Consider the following 22,984-nt stretch of genomic DNA (forward strand, 5'->3'; position numbering starts at 1 on the left):
GAGGCGCGGGTCCCCTCTCCCGTGCGGGAGAGGGACAGGGTGAGGGGTCAGGTCCGTCCGGAGAGGTCGCATCCCTCACCCCAACCCTCTCCCGCACGGGAGAGGGGGGCATGGCGCGGCTGTCTCGACCGGAGCCGCCTTCCTCCCGAGCCGTCGCAACGCGATCGGAGGCGGGCCCAGGTCATAGCGCGGCGAGCACCGGATCGTCCGGCACAGCAGGTCCTCAGGCCTCCGCCTCCCGGTCGAGCAACGCGCGCTTGCGCGCGACGCCCCAGCGATAGCCCGACAGGGCGCCGTCCGAGCGCACGACGCGGTGGCAGGGGATGGCCACCGCGACCGGGTTCGCCCCGCAGGCCTGCGCGACCGCGCGCGTCGCCGTCGGCAGGCCGATCGCCCGGGCGATCTCCGCGTAGGTCGCGGTGGATCCCACCGGGATCTTGCGCAGCGCCGTCCAGACCCGCTGCTGGAACGCCGTGCCGCGGATGTCGAGCGGCAGGTCGAGCCCGCTGCCCGGCGTCTCCACGAGCCCGATGACCCGCGCCATCCAGCCCTCGAAGGCCGGGTCACCGCCCTCGATCTCCGCGGCGGGGAAGCGGTCCTGGAGATCGCGGAGGAGCGGCTCGGGCGCGTCCCCGAGGAGGATCGCGCAGACGCCCGCCTCGGTGGCGGCGACGAGGATCGCTCCGAGGCTGCAGGCGCCGATGCCGAACCGGATGCGCAGGCCCGCGCCGCCCATCCGGTAGGCGGCGGGCGCCATGCCGAGGCGCGGCGCGCCCTCCGCGTAGAACCGGCTCGCCGCGCCGTAGCCGGCCTCGTACAGCGCCTCCGTCACCGAGGCGGCGCCGGGCAGCCGCCGCGCCACGGCGGCGGCGCGGTGGGCGGCCGCGTAGGCCCCGGGGGTCACGCCGGTGGCGTCCTTGAACACCCGGTGGAAGTGGTAGGCGCTCAGGCCGGCGGCGCGGGCGAGCGCGGCGAGGGACGGCATCGTCTCGGCCGTCTCGATCAGGCGGCAGGCGCGGGCGACCGCCTCGGCCCGGCGCTCGGCGAGGGCGGGCTCGTCCGGGCGGCAGCGGCGGCACGGCCGAAAGCCGGCCGCCTCGGCCTCGGCGCAGGTCCGGTGGAAGCTAACGTTCTCGGGCCGCGCCGCGCGCGCGGCGCAGCTCGGGCGGCAGTACACGCCCGTGGTGCGGACCGCGTACACGAAGGTGCCGTCGGCCCGCGCGTCGCGGGCGGCGAGGGCCGCCCAGCGCGCGGCATCGCTGGGGTCTGTCGTGGGAACGCGGCTCATGGCGGCGGCACTATGCGGCTTGGCGCGGGCGTTGAGGAGAGGCATGACGGGGCCTGCCGGGTGGTGGATGACGCGTGCAGCACTCTGTCGGTCCGCCGCCGCTCCGGCATCCCGCTCCTTGCGGCCGAATTCGACATCCGCGGCGGCCGCCGGAACGGGCGACCCGCCTCACGAGTGCGCCATGGCTCCGAGCACGCCCGATCACATCCACGTCGGCCAGGACGGCTGGCTGTTCCTGAAGACGGGCACGAACGACGTGCTCGGCCAGTACGAGCGGCCGGAGGAGACGACCGAGCTGATCTGGCAGTGGCGCAGCCTCGTCACGACGCGGGAGCGGCGCCTGCGCGCCCAGGGGATCCTGTACCGCCACGTCGTCGCCCCGGAGAAGCTGATGATCTACGATCACCGGCTCGACGGGCTCACCATCCGGCCGAGCGCGTCGCCGGCCTACCGCCTCCTCCACGGCGAGCCCCCGGCGGGCCGCTTCCCGGGTCCGGTCGGGCTGTACGCGGCCTGGCGCCGGCGGAAGCGCTGGCGGCAGACCTGCATCGATCTGGTGACGCCGATGCGGGCGCAGCGCGACGCGGCCGACCTCTACTGCCGGACCGACACCCACTGGTCCGCCGACGGCTGCTATCTCGCCTACGCGGAGATCTGCCGGGCGCTGGGCGCCGAGCCGCGGCGGGACCTGCGGGAGCGGCCGTCCTTCGAGACCGACCACGACGGCGATCTGGGCAGCGCCTTCGATCCGCCCCGCCGGGCGCGCTCGCGCACCGTCCTGATGCAGCAGGACGCGGTCCGGACCTACGGCAGCCCGATCGTCGAGGCCCGGGAGAAGGCCGGCCTGCTGCACACGCTGCATGTCGGCGCGCACGTGATCTACGGGAACGCCAAGGCCACGGACCCGCGCCGGCTGGCGCTGTTCGGCGATTCCTTCTCGCACGTCATGCCGTACATGCTGACGATCATGCTGGCCGAGACGTTCCGCGAGGTGCACTTCGTCTGGAGCACCTCGCTGGACTGGCCGTATATCGAGCGCATCCGGCCCGACATCGTGCTGACCGAGGTGGCCGAGCGCTTCATGGTGCAGCTGCCCGACGACACCTTCTCGGTGGAGCGCTACGCGCAGGACCGCTTCGGGGCCGAACTCGCGGCCGCGGGCGCCTGAGCGCCGGACGCGGGCTTCACGAACGTGTCGCGTCCCGGAGCGGGAGCCCCGTCATTCCGGGACTGCGCAGCACGGCCCGGCATCCAGAACCGCGCCGAGCGCTCGGACCGGCCCTGTCGGCGGCTCTGGATTCCGGGTTCGACGACGGCGCCCCGGAATGACCGTGCGTTCGTCTCAACGGGCCGCGCGACCCGGCGGAGCGGCAACGCCTCTCACGCCTGCAGCTTCGCCACCAGCGCGTCCGACAGGGCGAAGTTGACGTAGACGTTCTGGACGTCGTCCTGGTCCTCGATCACCTCGACGAGGCGGATGAGCTTCTCGCCGGTCTCGTCGTCGACGTCGATGGTGTTCTGCGCCTTCCAGATCAGGCCCGTGCGGCTCGGCTCGCCGAAGCGCGCCTCGAGGGCCTTCGTGACCTCGCCGTAGGAATCCTGGGCGCAGATGACCTCGTGGCCGTCCTCCCCGGAGCTGACGTCGTCGGCGCCGGCCTCGATGGCGGCTTCCAGCATCGTGTCGGCATCGGCCACGGAGGCCGGGTAGGCGATCACGCCCACGCGGTCGAACATGAAGGCGACGGCCCCGGTCTCGGCGAGGCTGCCGCCGGACTTGGTGAAGGCCGAGCGCACGTCCGAGGCGGTGCGGTTGCGGTTGTCGGTCTGCGCCTCGACGATCAGCGCGGCACCGCCGGGCCCGTAGCCCTCGTAGCGGATGTCCTCGTAGTTCTCGCCGTCGGCGCCGGCGGCCTTCTTGATGGCGCGCTCGATATTGTCCTTGGGCATGTTCTCGGCGCGGGCCGCCAGGATCGCGGCGCGCAGGCGCGGGTTCATCGCCGGGTCGGGCGTGCCGAGCTTGGCCGCCACCGTGATCTCGCGGGCGAGCTTGCCGAACACCTTCGAGCGGACCGCGTCCACCCGGCCCTTCCGGTGCATGATGTTCTTGAACTGCGAATGGCCTGCCATGACGGTTCAGACTTTTGTTCGTTGGCGAGGGCGGGCGTGCGGGACCCCGCCATCGCGGCTGTGGGTCGCGCCGTATATAGGCCGCCGCCTCCGGGCGAAGCAACGCGGCCGCAGTCGGTCGGCGCGGCCCGGACCGACACGGGTGCGCGGGCTTCGCAATCCCGTGACCGCGGAAAAGATGGCCGTCTCGGGCGTTGGCGCTAGACGCGCGCGCGGCGGGAAGCGCGATGGCGAGCCGGTAGGGACGCCGCACGGTCACGGGTGCCGGCCGCGCTGTCGCCCACGAACGTGCCCGGCGCGGCGAACGCGGGACGATGACAGGCATGCAGGCACCGATGAACCGCCCCGACACCCTCTACGCGCCGTTGGTCACCGATCCCGGCGCCCGCGGCCGCTTCGACGCCCGCGCTGCCGGCGACGTCGCCGCGGCCGACCCGCGCTGGCTCAAGCTCGGGATCGCGGCCGCGCTCGGCCTCGTGGCCGGCACGATGCTGTTCGCCACCGAGGCGCACGGGCGGGCGGGCGCCCGCACCGATCGCCGGCCGGGCCGACGCTAGGACACGGGCCAACGCGGGCTTCATGGAGGATCCGATGCCGGGCACGAACCGTCGCGAATTGGTGCGGGGCGCGCTCGCCGGAGGGGCCGTCCTGGGTCTCGGCGGCGGCGCCCGCGCCACCGCACCCTTCGGCGGAGCGCAGGCGCCGGGCTTCTACCGGACGCGTATCGGCAGCTGCGAGGTCACGATCCTCAACGACGGGGCGCGCAGCTTCCCGATGCCGGACCGCTTCGTGCGCAACGTTCCCCGGGACGAGGCGCTCGGCGCCGCGCGGGCGGCCTACATGCCCCCCGGCCAGGTGACGGTGCCGTTCAACCCGACGCTGATCAACACGGGCGCGAAGCTCGTCCTGATCGATACCGGCAACGGCCCGGTGCCGGGCGCGCCCGTCGGCCGCCTCGCGGCGAACCTCGCGGCGGCCGGGATCAGACCCGAGGACATCGACCTCGTCCTGCTCTCGCACCTCCATCCCGACCACACGAACGGCCTCAAGAGGGTGGACGGCAGCCTCGCCTTCCCGAACGCCGAGATCCGGGCCGCCGCGCCGGACTGGGCGTTCTGGATGAGCGACGCCAACATGGCCCGCGCCGCCGACCCGGTGACGCAGGGCTACTTCGCCAACACCCGCCGGGTGCTCGGCGACCTGAAGGACCGAATCGGCACCTTCGCGTGGGACGAGGAGATCGTGCCCGGGATCACCGCCCTCGCCGCCCCCGGCCACACGCCGGGCCACACGGCCTTCGCGGTCGCGTCAGGTGCGGACCGTCTGCTGATTCAGTCCGACGTGACCAACATCCCAGCCTTCTTCCTGCAGCACCCGGACTGGCACGTGATGTACGATCACGACGCCGATCAGGCGCAGGCGACGCGCCACCGCTTCTACGACATGGCCGCGTCCGAGAGGGCCCTCGTGGTCGGCTACCACTTTCCCTTCCCGTCGCTCGGCCACGTGGAGCGGGACGGGCCGGGCTACCGGCTCATGCCCATCGCCTGGACCGGCACGCCCTGACCGTCCGTGGCGTCGTGCCACCGGATCAGGGCGGGCAGGTCCACGACCCCGCCCGGCCACGCGACGCCCGCCAGGTGCCGGTGCGGCCGATCCGGCTCGCCGAGATCCGAGACGGCCGAGAAGGCGCCGTCGAGCCGGTGGCTCTCGGTGTAGCGGCTCCGGGTCGCCAGGACCGGCAGCCCGGCGGCCCGGGCCGAGCTGATGCCGGCGGCCGAATCCTCGAAGGCCACCGCCTCGGAGGCCGGGATCTCCAGGCCGGCGAGCGCCAGCAGGAACACGTCGGGCGCGGGCTTCTTGCGGCTCGCCTCGTCGCCGGCAGCGATCACGTCGAAGGGCGCGGCGCCCGGCGGAAAGTTGGCGGCGAGGAGCCGGTCGACGTTCGGCCGGCTCGTCGTGGTGGCCACGGCGAGCCGGAGACCCGCCGCACGGGCCTCGGCGATCAGCCGGGCGATCCCGGGACGGAGCGGCAGGCCGTTCAGCGCGACGAGGTCTCCGTAGGCGCGCGTCTTGCGGGCGTGGATCTCCGGCGCGCGGGCGTGGAGCGCCTCGGCCTCCGCCGGGTGCTCGGTGTCGATGTAGTGGGCGAGCCGCTCCTTGCCGCCCATGACGGCCAGCAGGTCGGCGTAGAGCGCCTCGTCCCACCGCCACGGCAGGCCGAGCTCCGCGAAGGCGCGGTTGAACGCCTGCCGATGCAGGTCCTCGGTCTCGGCGAGGGTCCCGTCGACGTCGAAGATCAGCGCCCTCAGCACGACAGGTCGCGACCGGAGGCGCCCTCCGCGCCCTCGCGGATCGCCGCGATGCGCTCGGCGTAGGCGTCCGGGCCGCCGCTGAAGACCGCGTTGCCGGCCACGAACGTGTCGGCCCCGGCGCGGCTCGCGACCTTGACCGTCTCGGGGTCGATCCCGCCGTCGACCTGGATGCGGATGTCCCGGCCCGCCACCATGGCGCGCACCCGCGCCACCGACTCCATCGCGCCCTTGATGAAGCTCTGGCCGCCGAAGCCGGGATTGACGGTCATCACCAGCACGAGATCCACGAGGTCGAGCACCGGCTCGACCATGGCGGCCGGCGTGCCCGGGTTGATCGCCACGCCGGCGCGCTTGCCGAGGTCGCGGATGGTCTGGAGCGAGCGGTGGATGTGCGGCCCGGCCTCGGCGTGGACCGTGATGCCGTCGGCCCCCGCCTGCGCGAACGCCGCGAGGTACGGATCGGCCGGCGCGATCATCAGGTGCACGTCGAAGTATTTTTGGGTGTGGGGACGGAGTGCTTTCACCACCGGCGGGCCGAAGGTGATGTTGGGCACGAAATGCCCGTCCATCACGTCGAGGTGGATCCAGTCGGCGCCGGCCGCGTCCACGGCGCGGGTCTCCTCGGCGAGCTTCGAGAAGTCGGCGGACAGGATCGACGGGGCGATGACGGGTGCGAGCATGGGAAGCTTTCGGAATCGGCTCACGCCAGCCGGCGGCGGCGCTCGACGAGCTGCATGATCATCGGGGTCAGGATCAGCTGCATCGCCAGGTCGAGCTTGCCGCCGGGGATCACGATGGAGTTGGCCCGGCTCATGAAACTGTCGTGAATCATGGAGACGAGATACGAGAAGTCGATCCCCTTCGGGTCCTTGAAGCGGATCACGACCATCGATTCGTCGGCGGTTGGGATCCAGCGGGCGATGAACGGGTTCGAGGTGTCGACCGTCGGCACCCGCTGGAAGTTGATGTCGGTGAACGAGAATTGCGGGCAGATGGTCTGCACGTAGTCGGGCATGCGCCGCAGGATGACGTCGGTCACCGCCTCGGTGGAGTAGCCGCGGAACGAGCGGTCACGGTGCAGCTTCTGGATCCATTCGAGGTTGATCACCGGCACGACGCCGATCTTCAGGTCGGCGTAGCGGGCGATGTCGACGTCCTGGTCGGCCACGCAGCCGTGCAGGCCCTCGTAGAACAGGAGGTCGGAATCGGGCGGGAACGTCTCCCAGTCCGAGAAGCTGCCCTCAGGGATGCCGTAGGCCTGCGCGTCGTGCTGGTCGTGGGCGTAGTGACGGGTCCGGCCCGTCCCGGACTCGGCGTAGCTGCGGAACACCGCCTCCAGCTCCGGCAGGAGGTTGGCCCGCGGCGCGAAGTGGGACAGCGTCGGCTCGTTCGCCATCATCGCCCGCATCGTGTCGCGGTCGAAGGCGTGGAAGCCGTCACCCTCGATGAAGACCGCCCGCACGTCCTCGCGGCGGAAGATCTGCTCGAAGGTGTTGCGCACCGAGGTGGTTCCGGCCCCGGAGGAGCCGGTCACCGAGATGATGGGGTGCCGCGCCGACATCGATGTGTACTTCGGACTCCGGGCTACGAGCGCATCAGGCCCCGCTGGCCGAACAGCGGCGAGCGGCCGGCATCGGGCTTGCCACCGGCGTAGTAGGTGGCGACGCACGCCACCTCCTCGGTGGAGCCGCAGACCAGCGGCGCCCGCTCGTGGATCCCGGTGGCCATGAGGTCGAGGATCCGCGTCTGGCCGTCGGTCGCCGCGCCGCCGGCCTGCTCGACCAGCATGGCCACGGGCGCGACCTCGTAGAGCAGCCGCAGGCGGCCGCGGGCGTAGTTCTTCCGGGCGTCGCCCGGGTAGAGGAACACGCCGCCGCGGGTCAGCACGCGCTGGATGTCGGCCACCAGCGAGGCGAGCCAGCGCATGTTGTAGTCCTTGTCGCGCGGCCCCTCGGTGCCGCGCTGGCAATCCTCGATGTAGGCCTTGACCGGCGCGTCCCAGTGCCGGGCGTTCGAGGCGTTGATGGCGAATTCCTTGGCGGAGGCCGGCACCGACATGGCCGGGCTCGTCAGCTTGAACCGGCCCTCGGCGCGGTCGAGCACGTAGGACTGGGTGCCGTCGCCGAGCGTCAGGATCAGCGCTGTGGCCGGGCCGTAGGTGACGAAGCCCGCGGCGATCTGCGTCGAGCCGGGGGTGGTGAACGAGGCTAGCGGGTTCGCCGGATCCTTGATCGACGGCCGGATGCCGAAGATCATGCCGACGGCCATGTTCACGCCGATGTTGGAGGAGCCGTCGAGGGGGTCGATGGCGACGGCGAGCGGGGCGTCCGGGTCGAGCCGCATCACCTCCTCGGCCTCCTCGGAGGCGACCTCGGCGACCGGGGCCCCCTGCAGCGCCGCGGTCACGCTCTCGTGAGCGATGACGTCGAGGGCCTTCTGAACGTCGCCGTCGCTGTTGTGATCGCCGGCCGCCGCGAGGTCGCCGCCGAGCGCGCCGCGCCCGATCCGCTCGCTGATCTCCACCGCCGACCGCGCGACGGCCGCGATCACCGCGGCGGCGTCCTTCAGCGCCGGATTGGCGTCCACGGCCTGCGCCAGGCAGGTCTCGAGAGGTGTCCCGATCGCCGCTGAAATTGCCATCGGCCTACTCCTCCTGCTCGGATCCCGTCCGCGGGGATCGCGCGTTCCGCGCCGGCTCTGTAGCGGCCGCTTGGCTGCCAAGATAGCGGTCTCTGTCTCCGGATCGACAGGAACCCGCGGCGCGGCCTTCAAGATTTCTGTGCGATCTTGTGCCATAGGACGAAAAAAACGAGATGTCCGCCATGCGCAACCTCTCCCTCAAGCAGCTTCAGGCGGTCGCTGCCGTGGCCCGCCTCGGCACCATGACCCGGGCTGCGCAGGAGCTGAACGTCACCTCGGCCGCCCTCTACGCGCGCATCCGCCAGCTGGAGGAGGAGGCCGGGCTGCTGCTGTTCGACCGGACGCCAGGCGGCCTCAAGCCGACCGATGCCGGCCGCGAGATGCTCTGGGCGATCGACAGCATCAACACCGTGCTGGAGACCTGCACCGACCGGCTGCGCACCCTGCGCGGCGCGGAGGGCGGGCGCGTGGCGCTCGGCGTCGTCTCCACCGCCAAGTACTTCGCCCCGCAGGTGATCGCGGGCTTCGTCAAGAAGCATCCCGGCGTCGAGATCAGCCTGTCGGTGCGCAACCGCGGCCAGACCGTGGAGGCGCTGCGCGGCTACGAGATCGACTTCGCCCTGATGGGCCGCCCGCCCCGGGACTTCCCGATCGAGGCCGCCACCTTCGGGCCGCACCCGATCGTGCTGATCGCGCCGCCCGGCCACCCCCTGGCGGGCCGGACCGACCTGAACCGCGAGGACCTCGCGGACCAGCCGTTCTTCCTCCGCGAAGAGGGCTCGGGCACCCGCATGGTCTTCGAGGAGTTCATGAGCGGCGTCCTGGTCAAGCGGGCGCCGCTGGACATCGACACCGGGTCGAACGAGACCATCAAGCAGGCGGTGATGGCCGGGCTCGGGATCGCGCTGCTCTCGGTGCACTCCGTGGCGGCCGAGCTCGAGAGCGGGCGCCTCGTCCTCCTCAACGTCAGGGGCCTGCCGATCCGGCGCGACTGGTACGCGGTCCGGCGCGCCGACAAGGTGCTGGGCCCGGCGGCCTCCGCGGTCTGGTCCTACCTGATGTCGGAGGGCGCGCGCTGCCTGCCGGGCGTCGCCCAGAGCGGTCTCGTGCTGGCCGGAGCCAAGGCGTGAGCGCCGGCGTCGTCGTGGCCGGCGCCGGGCAGGCCGGGTTCCAGCTCGCCGCGTCCCTGCGGGAGGGCGGGTTCCGGGACCCGATCACCCTGGTGGGCGACGAGGCCGCCCTGCCCTACCAGCGGCCGCCCCTCTCGAAGGCCTACCTCGCCGGCAAGACCGACCGGGAGGGCCTGTTCCTGCGCCCGCCCGGCTTCTTCGCCGAGCACGCCATCGCGCACCGCCCGGGGCTCCGCGCCGTCGCGATCGACCGGGACGCGCGCCGCCTGCGGCTCTCGGACGGCACCGACCTCCCCTACGACCACCTCGTGCTCGCCACCGGCGCGCGCAACCGCCCCCTGCCGGTGCCGGGCGCCGAACTCGCGGGCGTGCGCCAGCTGCGCGGCCTCGCGGATGCCGACGCCCTCAAGGAGGAGGTCGCCGCGGCCCGGGCCATCGCGGTCGTCGGGGCCGGCTTCATCGGGCTCGAATTCGCCGCCGTCGCGGCCGCGCGCGGCCTCCCGGTGACGGTGATCGAGGCGGCCGAGCGGCCCATGGCCCGGGCGGTCTCGTCCGAGATGGGCGAACTCTTCCGCCGCGCCCACGCCGCGATGGGCGTGCGCTTCGCCTTCGGGGCCGGCGTCACGGCGATCGTCGGACGGGACGGCCGCGCCGCCGGCGTCGCCCTGGCGGACGGTAGCGAACGCGCGGCCGACCTGATCCTCGTGGGGATCGGCGTCCTGCCGAATCGGGAGCTCGCCGCGGAGGCCGGCCTCCCGGCCGAGGACGGCGTGCGGGTCGACGCGTTCCTGGCGACGCCGGACCCGGCGATCTCGGCGATCGGCGACTGCGCCCGCTTCCCCATCCCCTTCGCCCGCGGGCTGACGCCGGATGGGACGGTGCGGATCGAGTCCGTGCAGAACGCCATCGACCAGGGCCGCTGCCTCGCGGCCCGCCTCACCGGCAAGCCCGCGCCCTACGGCGCGCTGCCGTGGTTCTGGAGCGACCAGGGTCCGCACAAGCTGCAGATCGCCGGCCTGTCGGGACCCGGCGATGCCAGCGTCGTCCGCGGGGCCGGCGACGCCGTCTCGGTCTTCCGCTTCCGCGACGGGCGCCTGAGCGCGGTGGAATCCGTCGACCGCGCGGGCGACCACATGATCGCGCGCCGCCTGCTCGCGGCCGGGACGCCGCTGACGCCCGACCAGGCGGCCGATCCGGACTTCGACCTGAAGGGGCTCGCTCTGCGGCGGGCCTGACCTCAGCCCGGGAACGCCACCGGCGCCGGCTTCTGCCGCAGGGCGATGGCCGTCGCGATCCCGAGCGCCAGGATGGTGACGGCGCATCCGAGGAGCGCCCCGAGCTGGCCGAACCGGAGCAGCGCCTGCCCGATCACCGCGACGCCGAGCGCCTGCCCGCAGAAGAACGAGAAGGCGTGGAGCGCCACCGCGGAGGCGCGGGCCTTGGGGGCGACCTCGGTGACCTGCGTCTGGTAGGTGTTGTGCAGCATGTAGAAGCCGAGGCCCATGGCGGTGAGCGCGGCGCAGTCGACCTGCCAGGAGCCCGCGAGCCCGACCACCGTGAGCGACGCGCCGCAGATCAGCCCGCCCCCGATCAGCATCCGCGGCAGGCCGAGCAGCCGCACCAGCAGCCCGACGAGGGCCGAGTAGAGCAGGCCGCCGACCGCGAACCCCGCCAGCACCAAACCGGCCTCGCGCGGGCCGCCCTCCCCCCGCGCCTCGATCAGCGGGGCGAGATGCGGGAACACGCCGAAGATCGCGATCGCCTCGATGAACACCGCCGAGAACAGCACCCGCGCCCGGGGATTGCGCAGGATCGTCCGGTAGCGCGTCACCGCCTCGCCGAAGGCGGGGCGGCGGGCCGGGGCCCGGCCGGCCCGGTCGAAGCCGAGGACGGTCGCCGCGCAGGCCAGGGCCGCCACCGCGGCGGTCACCGCGAAGACGCCGCGCCAGCCGATCGCCGCCTCGATCAGGCCCGCGAAGGTCGAGCCCGAGAGCTGGCCGAGGATCACCGCCACGAGGAAGCGCCCGATCGCCACTTGGCGGCTCTCCATCGGCACGCGGTCACCCAGGAGGGCCAGCGAGAGCGGGATGCAGCCGCCCGCGGCCGCCCCCGCCAGCATGCGCAGGCCGAACAGGCTGCCGATATCCGGCGCGACGCTGCACAGGGTCAGCGCGACGGCGAGCACCGCGAGGCAGGTGCTCATCACCCGCTCCTTGCCGAGCGCGTCGCCGATCGGGCCGAGCACCGGCTGGATGAACGCGTAGGGCAGCGCGAAGGCGGTGGAGAGGAGCGCCACCGTGTGGGCGTCGCTCGCGAGATCCCGGGCGAGCACGCCGACCAGGGGCTCGACCGAGCGGAGCGCGAAGGTGCTGCCGAAGCCCGCGCAGGCCAGCACGAGGATCAGGCGCGGGATCGACGTGGCCGGCGGCGCGGCGACGGCCGCGCTGGACGGGAGAGCCGGCTCTGTGCTGTCGGTCATGGCACGCTTCGCGACGCGGGCGGGATCAGACTCGCGGCATCGCATCTCCCTCGCCGGAGCGGAACCCCGCCGCGCGACAGATCAGTGCGCGTAGAACGCGGGATCCGAATTGTCGGTCGGGTGCGCGAAGGCCCAGCGCAGGGCCGACGACAGCGGCACGTTGTAGTTGAGGCCGCGCGGCGGCACGGGCTTCAGGAACCAGCGGTCGTAGAGCACCGTGATCTCGGGGCTCCGGTAGAGATCGGCGGTCGCCCGGTCGACCACCGCCTTGAAGGCCGGGTCGTCCTTGCGCAGCATGATCCCGTAGGGCTCCGGGTTGGACAGGGTCACGTCGCTGACCGCGTAGGCGGCGGGCTCCTTGGACTGGGCCGCGACCACGCTGAGCTGCACGTCGTCCATGACGAAGGCCACTGCCCGGCCGGTCTCGACCATGAGGAACCCCTCCGGAACGTCCTTGGCGGCGATCACCGTGATGCCGAGCCTGCGCTCGTTGTTGGCCTTGATCAGCATCAGGATGTTGGTCGAGCCGGCCACCGACGAGACCGTCTTGCCGCGCAGGTCGTCCAGGCCGGCGATGTGCTGGTCCTTCCGGGACACGAAGCGGGTCGCCGTCAGGAAATGGGTGTTGGTGAAGTCGACCTGCTTCTTGCGCTCGGCGTTGTTGGTGGTCGTCCCGCATTCGAGATCGATCGTGTTGTTGGTCATCAGCGGGATGCGGGAGGAGGAGTTGACGAACTCCATCCCGACCTCGAGGCCCGGCATCTTCAGTTCGCGCTTCACCGCGTCGGCGATCTTCAGGCAGATGTCGACCGCGAAGCCGACGACCTTCTGGTCCTCGTCCAGGTAGCTGAACGGCGTTGCGGTGTCGCGCACGCCGAGGACCAGCCTGTTGCTGTCGTGGATCTTCTTGAGCGTGCCGGTGAGCTCGGCGGCGCGTGCGGCCCCCGCGGGGGCACCGAGGAGAAGCGCGGCGACAAGGGGGGCGAGCAGACGCATGGGCCGACGGGTTCCGGTCGCGCGAGGGGCCGCCCGCGGGGTGCGCCGACGGCGGGAGACCGGACCGCGCGCCGGGGCCGGCCCCCGGCCGGAGCCCCAGCAAGAGTCCGGCCGCGCTCAGGCGGACGCGGCCGCCTGGTGCGCCTCGGCGAGCTGCGCGTCCGCGGCCGCGACCTTCCGGGAGGCCGGGCGGGACCGGATGCGCTCCACGTAGGCGGTCAGCGCCGGATCGGGCGCGACCAGGCCGAAGCCCGTCGTCCAGCCGAGGGCGCCGCCCCACAGCACGTCGGCGGCGCTGAAGCGCGCGCCGAGCAGGTACGGGCCGGGCGTCAGGGCCTCCTTCACCCGGGCGATGACGCTGTCGTAATCGGCGTAGGCCGACATGGCGCGCGGGCCCGGCTCCCGCTGCAGGTGCCGGTCGATCACCGCGGGCTCGAAGCAGGAGCCGTAGAACACCATCCAGCGCAGGTAGGTGGCCCGGTCGGGCTCGGTCGGCGCCGGGGCGAGCCCCGCCTCGGGGAACAGGTCGGCGAGGTAGAGGTAGATGGCCGCCTGCTCGGTCACCAGGGCGTCGCCGTGGCGGATCGCCGGGACCTTCGCCATCGGGTTGACGGCGCGATAGGCGTCCTGGAGGTGCTCGCCGGCGCGCATGTTGAGCGCGTGCAGCCGGTACGGGGCCCCGAGTTCCTCGAGCAGCACGCGCACGCCCGACGAGCGGGTATTGGGCGAATGGTAGAGCTCGATGTCAGGCATAGTGACCGTTCCGCCCCGTCCGAGGATTGTCGATTCGTTGGAGTGCACGCTCTTACCGGCGGACCGGCGGGTCAACCGCTGGCCGGAGCGCCACTTCACCAGGGACCGGAATCGCGGCAGGAGCGTTGGGCGATTGTGCGTTGCCGCGCGTTGGGCGTCCGACCGGCACGACGCGAGCCGGGGGTTACGAGTTCTGATGGCGAAGATTCTGCTGGTCGAGGACCACGAAGAGATCTGGGATTTCCTCTCGCGCCGCCTCAAGCGGCGCGGCTACGAGGTGATCCTCGCGCACGACGGCGAGGCCGGCGTCCGCCAGGCCCGCTCGGGCCAGCCCGACGTGATCCTCCTCGACATGAACCTGCCGGTCCTCGACGGCTGGTCGGTCGCCCGGACGCTGAAATCCGGCACCGACACCCGGGCGATCCCGATCATCGCGCTCACGGCCCACGCCATGTCGGGCGACCGCGACAAGGCGATCCAGGCGGGCTGCGACGACTACCATCCGAAGCCCGTCGATTTCTCGAAGCTGCTCAGCCAGATCAGCGCCGCCCTCGGCGAGACCGCGCAGGCGAGCTGACCCGGCAGCGGACGCGCGACCTGTGGCCCCGAGACCTGATGTGAGTGGAGCGTGTCCGTGAGCGAGGATCCCGTCACTGCCCAGCGCCTGCGGCAGGGCCTGCCGGTCTTCGTGGCGCTGGCATCGATCCTCCTCGTGGTCGCCACGATGGCGGCGCTGTATCTGGGGCGCGAGATCCTCGTGCCGGTGACGCTGGCGATCCTCCTGAGCTTCGTCCTCGTGCCGGCGGTGCGGATGCTGCGGCGGCTGCGCGTCCCCCGCGCGCCCGCGGTCCTGCTGGTGGTGGTGATCGTCTTCGGCGCCCTGTTCGGCATCGGCAGCCTGATCGCCAGCGAGGCGTCCCAGCTCGCCTCCGACCTGCCGCGCTACACCCAGGTGATGCGCACGAAGATCAAGGATCTGCGCGGGGCGACGGCCGGGACCGGCACGCTGTCGCGGATCGTCGACATGGTGCAGGACCTCAGCGCCACCCTGCAGCCGCCGCCGGCCGCGGAGGTCCGCGGCGAGCCGGGGTCGCGCACGCATCCCCTCACGGTCGAGCTCACCCCCGCCCGCGCCAGCGTCGTCGACACGCTTCAGACCTTCGCGGGCCCGATCCTGCACCCGCTGGCCACGACGGGCCTGATCCTGATCTTCACGATCTTCATCCTGCTCCAGCGCGAGGACCTGCGGAACCGGGCGATCCGGCTCGCCGGCGGCTCGGGCGATCTGCGGCGCACGACGGCGGCGATCGACGACGCCACGAGCCGGCTGAGTCGCTTCTTCCTGGCCCAGCTCGCCCTCAACATCGCGTTCGGCCTCGTCATCGGCCTCGGGCTCTGGGTGATCGGCGTCCCGAGCCCGACCCTGTTCGGCGTCCTCGCGGCGATCCTGCGCTTCGTGCCCTATATCGGCGCGGCGATCAGCGCCCTGCTGCCGCTGATCCTGGCCGCCGCCGTCGATCCCGGCTGGAGCATGGTCATCGCCACCGCGGCGCTGTTCCTCGTGGTCGAGCCGATCTGCGGCCACGTGATCGAGCCGCTGCTCTACGGGCACTCCACCGGCCTCTCGCCGGTCGCCGTCATCCTGGCGGCGACGATCTGGACGTTCCTGTGGGGGCCGATCGGCCTCGTTCTCGCCACGCCTCTCACCGTCTGCCTGGTGGTGCTCGGCCGGCACGTGGAGCGGCTCTGGTACCTCGACGTGCTGCTCGGCGATCAGCCGGCCCTGTCGCCGCCCGAGATCTTCTACCAGCGCATGCTGGCCGGCGACCCGGTGGAGGCGATCGACCAAGGCTGGCAGTTCCTGAAGGAACGCGCCCTCGTCACCTACTACGACGAGGTCGCGCTCGCGGGCCTGCTGCTGGCGCAAGAGGATCTGTCGCGCGGCACCCTGGACCGCGCGCGGCAGGAGGAGGTCGGCGCGGCGATCCGCACGGTGGTGGACCGCCTCGGCACGGCGCCGGTCGGGCGCCGCACCCGGCGGGGATCCGGCCGCGGCCCCGACACCGAGACTGCGGCGGCGCTGGCCGCCGTCGGGCCCGACCGGCAGGTCGCCGGCATCGTCCTGGAGCGCGAGGACCTCGCGCCGAACTGGCGCGGCGACACGCCGGTCCTGTGCGTGTCGAGCCGCGGTCCGTTCGACGAGGCGGCGACGCTGATGCTGAGTCAGATCCTCGCGCGCCACGGGTTGGCCTCGCAGATCCTGTCCATGGCGGCGATCCGCGCCGGCGAGCGGCCCGAGAATCCGGAAGGCCTCGCGCTGATCTGCTTCTCCTACCTGGAGCCGGTGAGCCTGTCGCAGATCCGGTTCACGGTCCGGCAGGCCCGGGCCGCGGTGCCGGGCGTGCGCATCCTGGTCGGCTTCTGGCGCGAGCGCGATCCGGCGACCCTGGAGCGGCTGCGCCGGGCGACCTCGGCGGACTTCCTGGTGACGTCGCTGAACGAGGCCCTGTCGGCGGTGCAGGGCGCCTGCCGCGAACCCGCGCCGCCCCGGCTCGTCCCGGCGCCGGTGGGCGCGCCCTCCGAGGCGGCGCGGCCGGCCGCGGCATGAGATCTTCGCGCGACACCTCCGCTGGGGACGCACCGTCGACATCGGCCGTCCGGCCGCTAATGTCGCGCACGCATTTCGTGATCGGCCACGCGCAGAAATCTTTCCCGGCCTGGAAGGTGACGACCACCTCGCATGTCTGAGACGCCAGAAACCCCGCCCTCCGGGCCGAGTCCCCCGATCCGGGACGGTGCCCCGAGCGACATCACCGACCGCAAGAGCGACATCTTCTTCGCGGCCGTCGAGACGACGCGGATGCCGATGATCGTCACCGATCCGCGCCAGCCCGACAACCCGATCATCTTCGCCAACCGGGCGTTCCTGGCGATGACCGGCTACACCCCGGAAGAGCTGATCGGGCGGAATTGCCGCTTCCTCCAGGGTCCCGACACCGATCGCGAGAGCGTCGCGCAGGTCCGCGCGGCGATCGCCGAGAAGCGCGAGTTCGCCACCGAGATCCTGAACTACCGCAAGAACGGCTCGACCTTCTGGAACGCCCTGTTCGTCTCGCCGGTCTACAATGCCGACGGCGAGCTCGTGTACTATTTCGGCTCGCAGCTCGACGTCTCGCGCCGCCGCGACGCCGAGGAGGCGCTGGGCCAGGCCCAGAAGATGGAGGCGCTCGGCCAGCTCACCGGCGGCATCGCGCACGATTTCAACAACCTGCTGCAGGTGATCGTCGGCTACGTCGACATCCTGGCGGCCGGCTTGGAGAAGCCCGACGCCGACCGCGCGCGGCTCGGCCGGGCCACCGAGAACATCCGGCAGGCCGCCGAGCGCGCGACGACGCTGACGCAGCAATTGCTGGCCTTCGCCCGCAAGCAGCGGCTGGACGGCCGCGCGGTCAATCTCAACACCCTGATTGAGGGGATGGGCGAGATGGTCGCCCGCTCGGTGGGCGAGTCCGTGAAGGTCGAACTCGACCTCGCGGCGGATCTCTGGAACTGCCGGGTCGACCCGACCCAGGCGGAGGTCGCGATCCTGAACGTGCTGATCAACGCCCGCGACGCGATGCCGGAGGGCGGCACTGTCCGGATCTCCACGGAGAACAGCGAGATCGCCGCGCGCGGCCGGGAACTGGGGCCGCTGCGCGACGGCCGCTACGTCAGCATCGCCATCCGCGACAGCGGCACCGGCATCCCGCCGGCGGTGCTCGCCCGGGTGATGGACCCCTTCTTCACCACCAAGGAAGAGGGCAAGGGCACGGGCCTCGGCCTGTCGATGGTCTACGGCTTCGCCAAGCAGTCGGGCGGCGCCGCGCAGATCGAGTCGGCGGTGGGCGCCGGCACGACGGTGCGCCTGTCGTTCCCCGCGACCGACGGCGACGTCAATGCCCCCGCGAAGGTCTCCCTGCGGGCCGTGGACCGCCAGGGCACCGAGACGATCCTGATCGTCGACGACCGCGAGGACGTGGCCGAGCTCGCCCGCACCATCCTGCGGGACTTCGGCTACACGACGCTGGTGGCGAGCAATGCCCGCGAGGCCCTCGAGATCCTGGATTCGAGCGGGAAGGTCGATCTGCTCTTCACCGACCTGATCATGCCGGGGGGCATGAACGGGGTATTGCTGGCCCGCGAGGCCCGGCGGCGCCAGCCCCGGCTCAAGGTCCTGCTCGCCACGGGCTACGCGGAGGCGAGCCTGGAGCGAACCGATATCGGCGGCTCGGAGTTTGATCTCCTGAACAAGCCCTACCGGCGCACGGAGCTGGTCCGCCGCGTGCGCGCGATCCTCGACGGTCCGACCGGGGTGGGCTGAGCTTCGGGAGACGGCCCATGTCCCAGGGCGACAAGTCGAAATACACCGACAAGCAGAAGCGCAAGGCCGAGCACATCGCCGACTCGTACGAGTCCCGCGGTGTGCCCGAGAAGGAGGCGGAGGCCCGGGCCTGGGCCACCGTCAACAAGGACGATGGCGGGGGCAAGAAGCCGGGCGGATCGGGCCGCGGCAAGGCCACGGGCCACCCGGCCGCCCACAGGGGCGGCGCGTCCGGCGGCAAGGCCGCGGCCGGGCGGACCGCCGCGGAGCGCTCCGCGTCCGCCAAGAAGGCCGCCGCGACCCGCAAGGCCAACGCCGCCGCGCGGGCGTGACCGCCCGTCGCGAACCGGGCCGCCGGCACCCGTGCCCGTGCAGGGGCGCTCTCAGTCCCGCCGCTCGGCGAGCTTGACCAGGGTGTGCAGCAGCCGGTTCGCCGGCGTCGGGATCCCGTGCGCCGCGCCCCGGCGCACGATCGTGCCGTTGAGGTGGTCGATCTCGCTCGGCCGGCCGCGGGCCAGGTCCTGGGCGGTGGACGAGCGCTGTCCGGCCATGGCGGTGCTGAGCGCCATCACGTCGTCGAGGATGCGGGACGACACGGACACGCCCTCGGCCTCCGCCACGCGCGCGCATTCCTGCACGACGTCGGCGATGACCGCGACCACGCCCTCGCCCTGCACCAGGCGGCCGTAGGGCAGCTGCGTCAGGGCCGACAGGGCGTTGTAGGCGCAGTTGATGATCAGCTTCGCCCAGAGCGCGTCGACGGCTTTCTCCGAGACGGTGGTCGGGATGCCGGCCGCCGCGAACGCGGCGGCGACGCGCGCGCTCGTCTCCGAGGCGCCGAGGATCAGGTCGCCGCGCCCGTTGTGCCGGACATGGCCGGGGCCGGCCATCGCGGTGGCGACGTAGACCGCCACCGGCACGACCGGCCGGCCCAGCACGGCGGCGAGCCGCTCGGCGTTGTCGACGCCGTTCTGGAGGCTGAGGACCGTGGCGGCCGGATCGAGGTGGGGGGCGATCATCGCGCCCGCCGCCTCGGTGTCGCCCGACTTCACGCAGACCAGCACGAGGTCGGCGCCCGACACGCCCGCCCCCGTATCGGTCGCCCGGACGGGCACCGAGGCCGTCCCGGCCGCGCTCTCCAGCACGAGACCGGCCTTCTCCACCGCTACGACCAGGGCGGGACGGCCGATCAGCGTCACCGCGTGGCCGGCCCGCGCCAGGAGAAACCCGTAGTAGCAGCCGACCGCGCCGGCCCCCACGACGGCGACGTTCAGGGCGGCGCTCACGGCGCCACCGCCGCGGCGCGCTCGGGATGGAAGGGCGCCGCGCCCGCGGCGGCCGCGCGGACATGCTCCAGCAGCGCCTGGGCCGGGTGGCGCAGCCGCACGCCGTCGACCAGCTTGGCCTGGGAGCGGCAGGAATAGCCGTCCGCCAGCAGGGTGCAGCCGGGGGCCTCGGCCACGTGGCGGGCCCAGCTCAGGCCGTAGATCGCCTCGGAGGTGGCGCGGTGGCCCGCCTCGTGCCCGTAGGTCCCCGCCATGCCGCAGCAGCCGGCGGCCGGCACCTCGAGCCTCAGGCCGAGATGGGCGAACACGGCCTGCCAGTCCCGCACCGCGCCCGGCGCGTTGGTGCGCTCGGTGCAATGGGGCAGCAGCCGCATCGTGCGCCCCCCCTGCCCCGGCGCGATCCGGTCGAGCCGGGCGGCGAGCCATTCCTGCAGGAGGTGGACCTTCGGGAGATCGCCGCCCAGCGCCTGCGCGTACTCGGACCGGTAGGTCAGCGTCATCGACGGGTCGATCCCGACCAGGGGCACGCCGTGCCCGGCGAGGTCGCGCAGCATCGCGGCGTTGGACCGGGCGACGGCGGCGAACCGCGCCAGGAAGCCGTGCACGTGCAGCGGCTTGCCGTTGGGCCGGTAGGGCACCAGCCAGGGCCGGAAGCCGAGGGCGGCGAGGAGGTCGCAGCTGTCGGCCACGACCTCCGCGTCGAAGTGGCTGGTGAAGGCGTCCTGCACCACCAGCACGGACCGCGCGCGCTCCCGCGGCTCCAGCCGAGCCAGGGCGTCCGGGGTCGCGACGGCGACGCCGCGTTCCGCCAGCCGCGCCGTGAGCGCGACGGGCGACAGGGCCGGGATCGCCACCAGCCCGGCCCGGGCCAGGATCAGCCGAGCCAGCGGGTTGGCCAGGACCGCGTTGCTCAGGCGCGGCGCCCGCGCCGCCAGCGGCAGCAGCGGCTCCAGCGCCGCCACGAGATGGTCCTTCAGCGGCCGCGCGTAGCGCGTGTGGTAGAGCGCCAGGAACTTGGCCCGGAAGGTCGGCACGTCGACCTTGATCGGGCAGGACCCCGTGCAGGACTTGCAGGCCAGGCAGCCGTCCATCGCCTCCTTGACGGCGTGGGAGAAGTCGTCGGCCTCGGGGCGGCCGCGGAGGCGGCTCCGCAGGGTCGCCGCCACGTCGCGCAGCCACCCGGCGGGCTGCCGCGCCAGCTCGGCGGCCGGGTCGACCCCGGCCTCCGCCGCGCGGCGCAGCCACTCGCGCATCAGCGAGGCGCGGCCCTTGGGCGAGTGGCGCCGCTCCCGCGTCGCCTTCCAGGACGGGCACATGGCCTCGTCCGCGTCGAAGCTGAAGCAGGCGCCGTTGCCGTTGCAGTGGAGCGCTTCGTCGAAATCCTCCCGGACCGGCGCCGGGATGGTGCGGTCCCGCTCGCCCCGGCGCGGCACGCCGTCGATCCGGGTCAGGCCCGCGCCCCTGGCCGAGGCGATCTTGCCCGGATTCATCCGGTCGTCCGGGTCGAAGGCGCGCTTGACCGCCTCCAGCGCCGGCATCAGCGGCCCGAACGTCTCCGGCACGAATTCCGAGCGGAAGCCCTTGCCGTGCTCGCCCCAGAGCAGGCCGCCGTACTTGGCGGTCAGGGCGACCACGCCCTCCGTGACCTCGCGGATCAGGCCGTTCTGGGCCGGGTCCTTCAGGTCGATGGCCGGCCGGACGTGCAGCACGCCGGCGTCGACGTGGCCAAACATGCCGTAGCGCAGCCCCTTGCCGTCGAGGAGCGCGCGGAACTCCGCGATGAAGTCGGCGAGCCGCTCCGGCGGGACGGCCGTGTCCTCGACGAACGGGATCGGGCGCGCGTCGCCCTTGGCGGCGCCCAGCAGACCCACCGCCTTCTTGCGCATGGTCCAGAGCCGCTCGATCGCGTCGCCCCGGGCGATGGTGAAGCCGATGCGCTTCGTGTCGGTGCCGCGCTCGGCCTCCAGCATCCCGGTGAGCCGCGCGAGGGCCGCCTCCACGGTCGCGGCGTCGTCGCCGACGAACTCCACGAGGTTGATGCCGTCCACCGGCCGCCCGGCCGGATCGTCGGGGAAGAAGGCCCGCACCTCGGCCCAGATCGGATCCTTGCGGGCCAGCGCCAGGACCGTGGAGTCGATCGTCTCCACCGAGGCGGCGCCGAACGGCAGCAGCGCCTGCGCGTCCCGCAGCGCCGCGTCGAAATCGATGTACGAGAGCGCGACCAGCACCGCCGCCTTCGGGATCGGCAGCACGTTGAGCCGCGCCTCGGCGATCAGCGCCAGCGTGCCTTCCGAGCCGCAGATCACGCTCTTGAGGTCGAACCGGCCGCCCGCGTCGCGCAGATGCGCGAGGTCGTAGCCGGTGAGGCAGCGGTTGAGCTTCGGGAAGCGCTCGGCGATAAGCGCCGCGTTCTCGGTGACCACGGCGTCGACGGTGCGGTGGATCGCGCCGACGCGGTCGTCGCGACCCTTGGCGGCGGCGAGCCCGGCCGGGTCCAGCGGCTCGGCGGTCCAGACCGTGCCGTCGGTGAGCACGCAGGTCAGCGCGAGGACGTGGTCCCGGGTCTTGCCGTAGAGGCACGAGCCCTGCCCGCAGGCATCGGTCGAGATCATCCCGCCGATCGTGGCGCGGTTCGAGGTGGAGAGTTCCGGCGCGAAGAACAGGCCGTGCTTCGCGAGCTCCCGGTTGAGCTGGTCCTTCACCACCCCCGGCTCGACCCGGACGACGCGGTTCGCGACGTCGATCTCCAACACCCGGTTCATGTGCCGCGAGGTGTCGACCACGAGGCCGTGGCCCAGCGACTGGCCGTTGGTGCCGGTCGCCCCGCCCCGGGGCCGGATCACGATCTCGGCGAAGCGCGGATCCGCGAGGAGCTTGGCGACGCGCACGAGGTCGTCGCGGGTGCGCGGAAAGGCCACGGCCCCCGGCGCCACCTGGTAGATCGAGTTGTCGGTGGCGAAGACCGTGCGGTCGGCGTCCGAGAGCGTCAGGTCGCCCTCGAAGCCGCGCAGGCGCAGCTCGGCGCAGGCCGCGGCGTAGAGCGGCACGGCCTCGGTGTGGCGGGTCAGGACCGGGATCATCCGCGCCTTCTACACCCGGCGGATCGCGGGAGACCATCGGCGATGGGACAGGGCGCGCTGGCATCCGGCTTGCCACGCACCCGCGACTTCCTGCGCCCTCCCGCAATCTCCGGAACGGATGCCCATGAACGCGAGCCTCGAACGGGTCAGGGACGCCCTGGCCGAGCTGATCAAGGCCGCCCTCCTGTCGGACGACGGCCTGAGCGGCGCCTGCCGCGCGGCCGGCCGCGCCAGGCTCGCCGCCCTCGCGGGCGATCCGCCCGAACCCGGGAGCCTGCGGATGGACGGCGCCTGGACGCTCGCCGTCCAGGAGGCGGAGAGTCCGGAGCTCGCGCCGCTGGAGGGACGTGTGAACCTGACCCTGCCGCGCGCCTGCCCCTTCACCCTGGACGAGCTTCTCGCACCCGACCTCGACGTGGATCAGGCCGTGGCGCGCATCCGGACGAGCGCCTCGACCGGCTGATCGCGCCTGTTGAGGAGTGCCGGCACGGCGTTGCCGCGGGCGGGCCGGACACCCATGTTAGTCCCAC

At 72.8% G+C, this 22,984-nt stretch carries 21 protein-coding genes; 10 read left to right on the forward strand and 11 right to left on the reverse strand.

Going from position 1 to position 22,984, the window contains the following annotated elements; all coding sequences use genetic code 11:
- Positions 1-223: 223 nt before the first annotated feature.
- Positions 224-1,288, reverse strand: coding sequence for a bifunctional DNA-binding transcriptional regulator/O6-methylguanine-DNA methyltransferase Ada (ada, locus tag LOK46_RS18860; RefSeq protein WP_273564634.1), 1,065 nt, complete (start codon positions 1,286-1,288; stop codon positions 224-226).
- Positions 1,289-1,469: 181 nt separating this feature from the next.
- Here ada and LOK46_RS18865 point away from each other — a divergent pair, with 181 nt between their 5' ends.
- Positions 1,470-2,456 (forward strand): alginate O-acetyltransferase AlgX-related protein, encoded by a 987-nt coding sequence (locus tag LOK46_RS18865; RefSeq protein ID WP_273559685.1) that lies wholly within the window; start codon positions 1,470-1,472, stop codon positions 2,454-2,456.
- 212 nt (positions 2,457-2,668) lie between these two features.
- On the opposite strand, the gene LOK46_RS18870 is transcribed toward LOK46_RS18865, so the two are convergent.
- Positions 2,669-3,415 carry a YebC/PmpR family DNA-binding transcriptional regulator gene (locus LOK46_RS18870; RefSeq protein ID WP_273559688.1) on the reverse strand — a complete coding sequence of 249 codons (747 nt, stop codon included), beginning with the start codon at positions 3,413-3,415 and terminating at the stop codon, positions 2,669-2,671.
- A gap of 323 nt (positions 3,416-3,738) precedes the next feature.
- Between LOK46_RS18870 and LOK46_RS18875 the strand changes: the two genes are divergently transcribed.
- Both LOK46_RS18875 and LOK46_RS18880 read left to right on the forward strand, forming a co-directional pair.
- Positions 3,739-3,972, forward strand: coding sequence for a hypothetical protein (locus LOK46_RS18875; RefSeq protein ID WP_273559690.1), 234 nt, complete (start codon positions 3,739-3,741; stop codon positions 3,970-3,972).
- 34 nt (positions 3,973-4,006) lie between these two features.
- A complete protein-coding gene (locus LOK46_RS18880) occupies positions 4,007-4,981 on the forward strand; it encodes an MBL fold metallo-hydrolase (RefSeq protein WP_273559691.1) in 975 nt (324 codons plus the stop codon).
- Here the strand turns inward: LOK46_RS18880 and LOK46_RS18885 are convergent.
- From LOK46_RS18885 to LOK46_RS18900, 4 genes are read right to left on the reverse strand one after another with little or no spacing between them, the layout of a single operon-like run.
- The gene (locus LOK46_RS18885) at positions 4,942-5,730 is read right to left on the reverse strand and encodes an HAD-IA family hydrolase (protein ID WP_273559693.1); all 789 of its coding nucleotides are present in this window, start codon (positions 5,728-5,730) and stop codon (positions 4,942-4,944) included. The two genes, LOK46_RS18880 and LOK46_RS18885, sit on opposite strands and share 40 nt — an antisense overlap.
- Positions 5,724-6,410 carry a ribulose-phosphate 3-epimerase gene (rpe, locus tag LOK46_RS18890; RefSeq protein ID WP_020092550.1) on the reverse strand — a complete coding sequence of 229 codons (687 nt, stop codon included), beginning with the start codon at positions 6,408-6,410 and terminating at the stop codon, positions 5,724-5,726. Before rpe ends, LOK46_RS18885 begins: the two co-directional genes overlap by 7 nt.
- Before the next feature lie 20 nt (positions 6,411-6,430).
- On the reverse strand, positions 6,431-7,291 hold the full coding sequence (locus LOK46_RS18895; RefSeq protein WP_012320495.1) for a phosphoribulokinase: 861 nt from the start codon (positions 7,289-7,291) through the stop codon (positions 6,431-6,433).
- Between the two features lie 23 nt (positions 7,292-7,314).
- Positions 7,315-8,370: a class 1 fructose-bisphosphatase gene (locus LOK46_RS18900; protein ID WP_273559699.1), complete on the reverse strand. Its 1,056-nt coding sequence runs from the start codon at positions 8,368-8,370 to the stop codon at positions 7,315-7,317.
- A gap of 182 nt (positions 8,371-8,552) precedes the next feature.
- Here LOK46_RS18900 and LOK46_RS18905 point away from each other — a divergent pair, with 182 nt between their 5' ends.
- Together LOK46_RS18905 and LOK46_RS18910 are read left to right on the forward strand one after the other, a co-directional pair.
- Positions 8,553-9,500 carry a LysR family transcriptional regulator gene (locus LOK46_RS18905; protein ID WP_026604832.1) on the forward strand — a complete coding sequence of 316 codons (948 nt, stop codon included), beginning with the start codon at positions 8,553-8,555 and terminating at the stop codon, positions 9,498-9,500.
- Entirely contained in the window at positions 9,497-10,735 is a 1,239-nt protein-coding gene (locus LOK46_RS18910; protein ID WP_273559703.1) for an NAD(P)/FAD-dependent oxidoreductase, read from the forward strand. The genes LOK46_RS18905 and LOK46_RS18910 overlap by 4 nt, the downstream gene beginning before the upstream one ends.
- Before the next feature lie 2 nt (positions 10,736-10,737).
- Here LOK46_RS18910 and LOK46_RS18915 read toward each other — a convergent pair whose 3' ends face one another.
- The 3 genes from LOK46_RS18915 to LOK46_RS18925 form a co-directional block, all read right to left on the reverse strand.
- Positions 10,738-11,979: an MFS transporter gene (locus tag LOK46_RS18915; RefSeq protein ID WP_273559705.1), complete on the reverse strand. Its 1,242-nt coding sequence runs from the start codon at positions 11,977-11,979 to the stop codon at positions 10,738-10,740.
- 81 nt (positions 11,980-12,060) lie between these two features.
- Positions 12,061-12,975, reverse strand: coding sequence for an amino acid ABC transporter substrate-binding protein (locus LOK46_RS18920; protein ID WP_273559707.1), 915 nt, complete (start codon positions 12,973-12,975; stop codon positions 12,061-12,063).
- Positions 12,976-13,092: 117 nt separating this feature from the next.
- Positions 13,093-13,728 carry a glutathione S-transferase family protein gene (locus LOK46_RS18925; RefSeq protein WP_273559709.1) on the reverse strand — a complete coding sequence of 212 codons (636 nt, stop codon included), beginning with the start codon at positions 13,726-13,728 and terminating at the stop codon, positions 13,093-13,095.
- Between the two features lie 196 nt (positions 13,729-13,924).
- On the opposite strand from LOK46_RS18925, the gene LOK46_RS18930 reads away from it, so the two are divergent.
- The 4 genes from LOK46_RS18930 to LOK46_RS18945 all read left to right on the forward strand — a co-directional run bounded on the left by LOK46_RS18930 (position 13,925) and on the right by LOK46_RS18945 (position 18,420).
- Positions 13,925-14,305, forward strand: a complete 381-nt coding sequence (locus LOK46_RS18930; RefSeq protein WP_012320502.1) for a response regulator — start codon at positions 13,925-13,927, stop codon at positions 14,303-14,305.
- A gap of 57 nt (positions 14,306-14,362) precedes the next feature.
- On the forward strand, positions 14,363-16,336 hold the full coding sequence (locus LOK46_RS18935) for an AI-2E family transporter (RefSeq protein ID WP_273559712.1): 1,974 nt from the start codon (positions 14,363-14,365) through the stop codon (positions 16,334-16,336).
- A gap of 132 nt (positions 16,337-16,468) precedes the next feature.
- Positions 16,469-18,088 (forward strand): hybrid sensor histidine kinase/response regulator, encoded by a 1,620-nt coding sequence (locus LOK46_RS18940; protein ID WP_273559714.1) that lies wholly within the window; start codon positions 16,469-16,471, stop codon positions 18,086-18,088.
- A gap of 17 nt (positions 18,089-18,105) precedes the next feature.
- Positions 18,106-18,420 (forward strand): plasmid stabilization protein, encoded by a 315-nt coding sequence (locus LOK46_RS18945; protein ID WP_273559716.1) that lies wholly within the window; start codon positions 18,106-18,108, stop codon positions 18,418-18,420.
- A gap of 51 nt (positions 18,421-18,471) precedes the next feature.
- On the opposite strand, the gene LOK46_RS18950 is transcribed toward LOK46_RS18945, so the two are convergent.
- Both LOK46_RS18950 and ydiJ read right to left on the reverse strand, forming a co-directional pair.
- Positions 18,472-19,362 (reverse strand): ketopantoate reductase family protein, encoded by an 891-nt coding sequence (locus LOK46_RS18950; RefSeq protein WP_273564635.1) that lies wholly within the window; start codon positions 19,360-19,362, stop codon positions 18,472-18,474.
- 8 nt (positions 19,363-19,370) lie between these two features.
- On the reverse strand, positions 19,371-22,454 hold the full coding sequence (gene ydiJ, locus LOK46_RS18955) for a D-2-hydroxyglutarate dehydrogenase YdiJ (RefSeq protein ID WP_273559718.1): 3,084 nt from the start codon (positions 22,452-22,454) through the stop codon (positions 19,371-19,373).
- 124 nt (positions 22,455-22,578) lie between these two features.
- Between ydiJ and LOK46_RS18960 the strand changes: the two genes are divergently transcribed.
- Positions 22,579-22,917, forward strand: a complete 339-nt coding sequence (locus LOK46_RS18960) for a hypothetical protein (protein ID WP_273559720.1) — start codon at positions 22,579-22,581, stop codon at positions 22,915-22,917.
- Positions 22,918-22,984 lie beyond the last annotated feature (67 nt).

Source organism: Methylobacterium sp. NMS14P (genome assembly GCF_028583545.1).
Lineage (GTDB): Bacteria > Pseudomonadota > Alphaproteobacteria > Rhizobiales > Beijerinckiaceae > Methylobacterium.

Bases quoted from the DNA above. Each gene is read 5' to 3' on its own strand.
- ada (WP_273564634.1), bottom strand. From the start codon at position 1,288: ATGAGCCGCGTTCCCACGACAGACCCCAGCGATGCCGCGCGCTGGGCG.
- LOK46_RS18940 (WP_273559714.1), top strand. From the start codon at position 16,469: ATGTCTGAGACGCCAGAAACCCCGCCCTCCGGGCCGAGTCCCCCGATC.
- LOK46_RS18960 (WP_273559720.1), top strand. From the start codon at position 22,579: ATGAACGCGAGCCTCGAACGGGTCAGGGACGCCCTGGCCGAGCTGATC.
- LOK46_RS18925 (WP_273559709.1), bottom strand. From the start codon at position 13,728: ATGCCTGACATCGAGCTCTACCATTCGCCCAATACCCGCTCGTCGGGC.
- LOK46_RS18900 (WP_273559699.1), bottom strand. From the start codon at position 8,370: ATGGCAATTTCAGCGGCGATCGGGACACCTCTCGAGACCTGCCTGGCG.
- LOK46_RS18895 (WP_012320495.1), bottom strand. From the start codon at position 7,291: ATGTCGGCGCGGCACCCCATCATCTCGGTGACCGGCTCCTCCGGGGCC.
- LOK46_RS18905 (WP_026604832.1), top strand. From the start codon at position 8,553: ATGCGCAACCTCTCCCTCAAGCAGCTTCAGGCGGTCGCTGCCGTGGCC.
- rpe (WP_020092550.1), bottom strand. From the start codon at position 6,410: ATGCTCGCACCCGTCATCGCCCCGTCGATCCTGTCCGCCGACTTCTCG.
- LOK46_RS18880 (WP_273559691.1), top strand. From the start codon at position 4,007: ATGCCGGGCACGAACCGTCGCGAATTGGTGCGGGGCGCGCTCGCCGGA.
- LOK46_RS18915 (WP_273559705.1), bottom strand. From the start codon at position 11,979: ATGACCGACAGCACAGAGCCGGCTCTCCCGTCCAGCGCGGCCGTCGCC.
- LOK46_RS18865 (WP_273559685.1), top strand. From the start codon at position 1,470: ATGGCTCCGAGCACGCCCGATCACATCCACGTCGGCCAGGACGGCTGG.
- LOK46_RS18920 (WP_273559707.1), bottom strand. From the start codon at position 12,975: ATGCGTCTGCTCGCCCCCCTTGTCGCCGCGCTTCTCCTCGGTGCCCCC.
- ydiJ (WP_273559718.1), bottom strand. From the start codon at position 22,454: ATGATCCCGGTCCTGACCCGCCACACCGAGGCCGTGCCGCTCTACGCC.
- LOK46_RS18930 (WP_012320502.1), top strand. From the start codon at position 13,925: ATGGCGAAGATTCTGCTGGTCGAGGACCACGAAGAGATCTGGGATTTC.
- LOK46_RS18945 (WP_273559716.1), top strand. From the start codon at position 18,106: ATGTCCCAGGGCGACAAGTCGAAATACACCGACAAGCAGAAGCGCAAG.
- LOK46_RS18875 (WP_273559690.1), top strand. From the start codon at position 3,739: ATGCAGGCACCGATGAACCGCCCCGACACCCTCTACGCGCCGTTGGTC.
- LOK46_RS18870 (WP_273559688.1), bottom strand. From the start codon at position 3,415: ATGGCAGGCCATTCGCAGTTCAAGAACATCATGCACCGGAAGGGCCGG.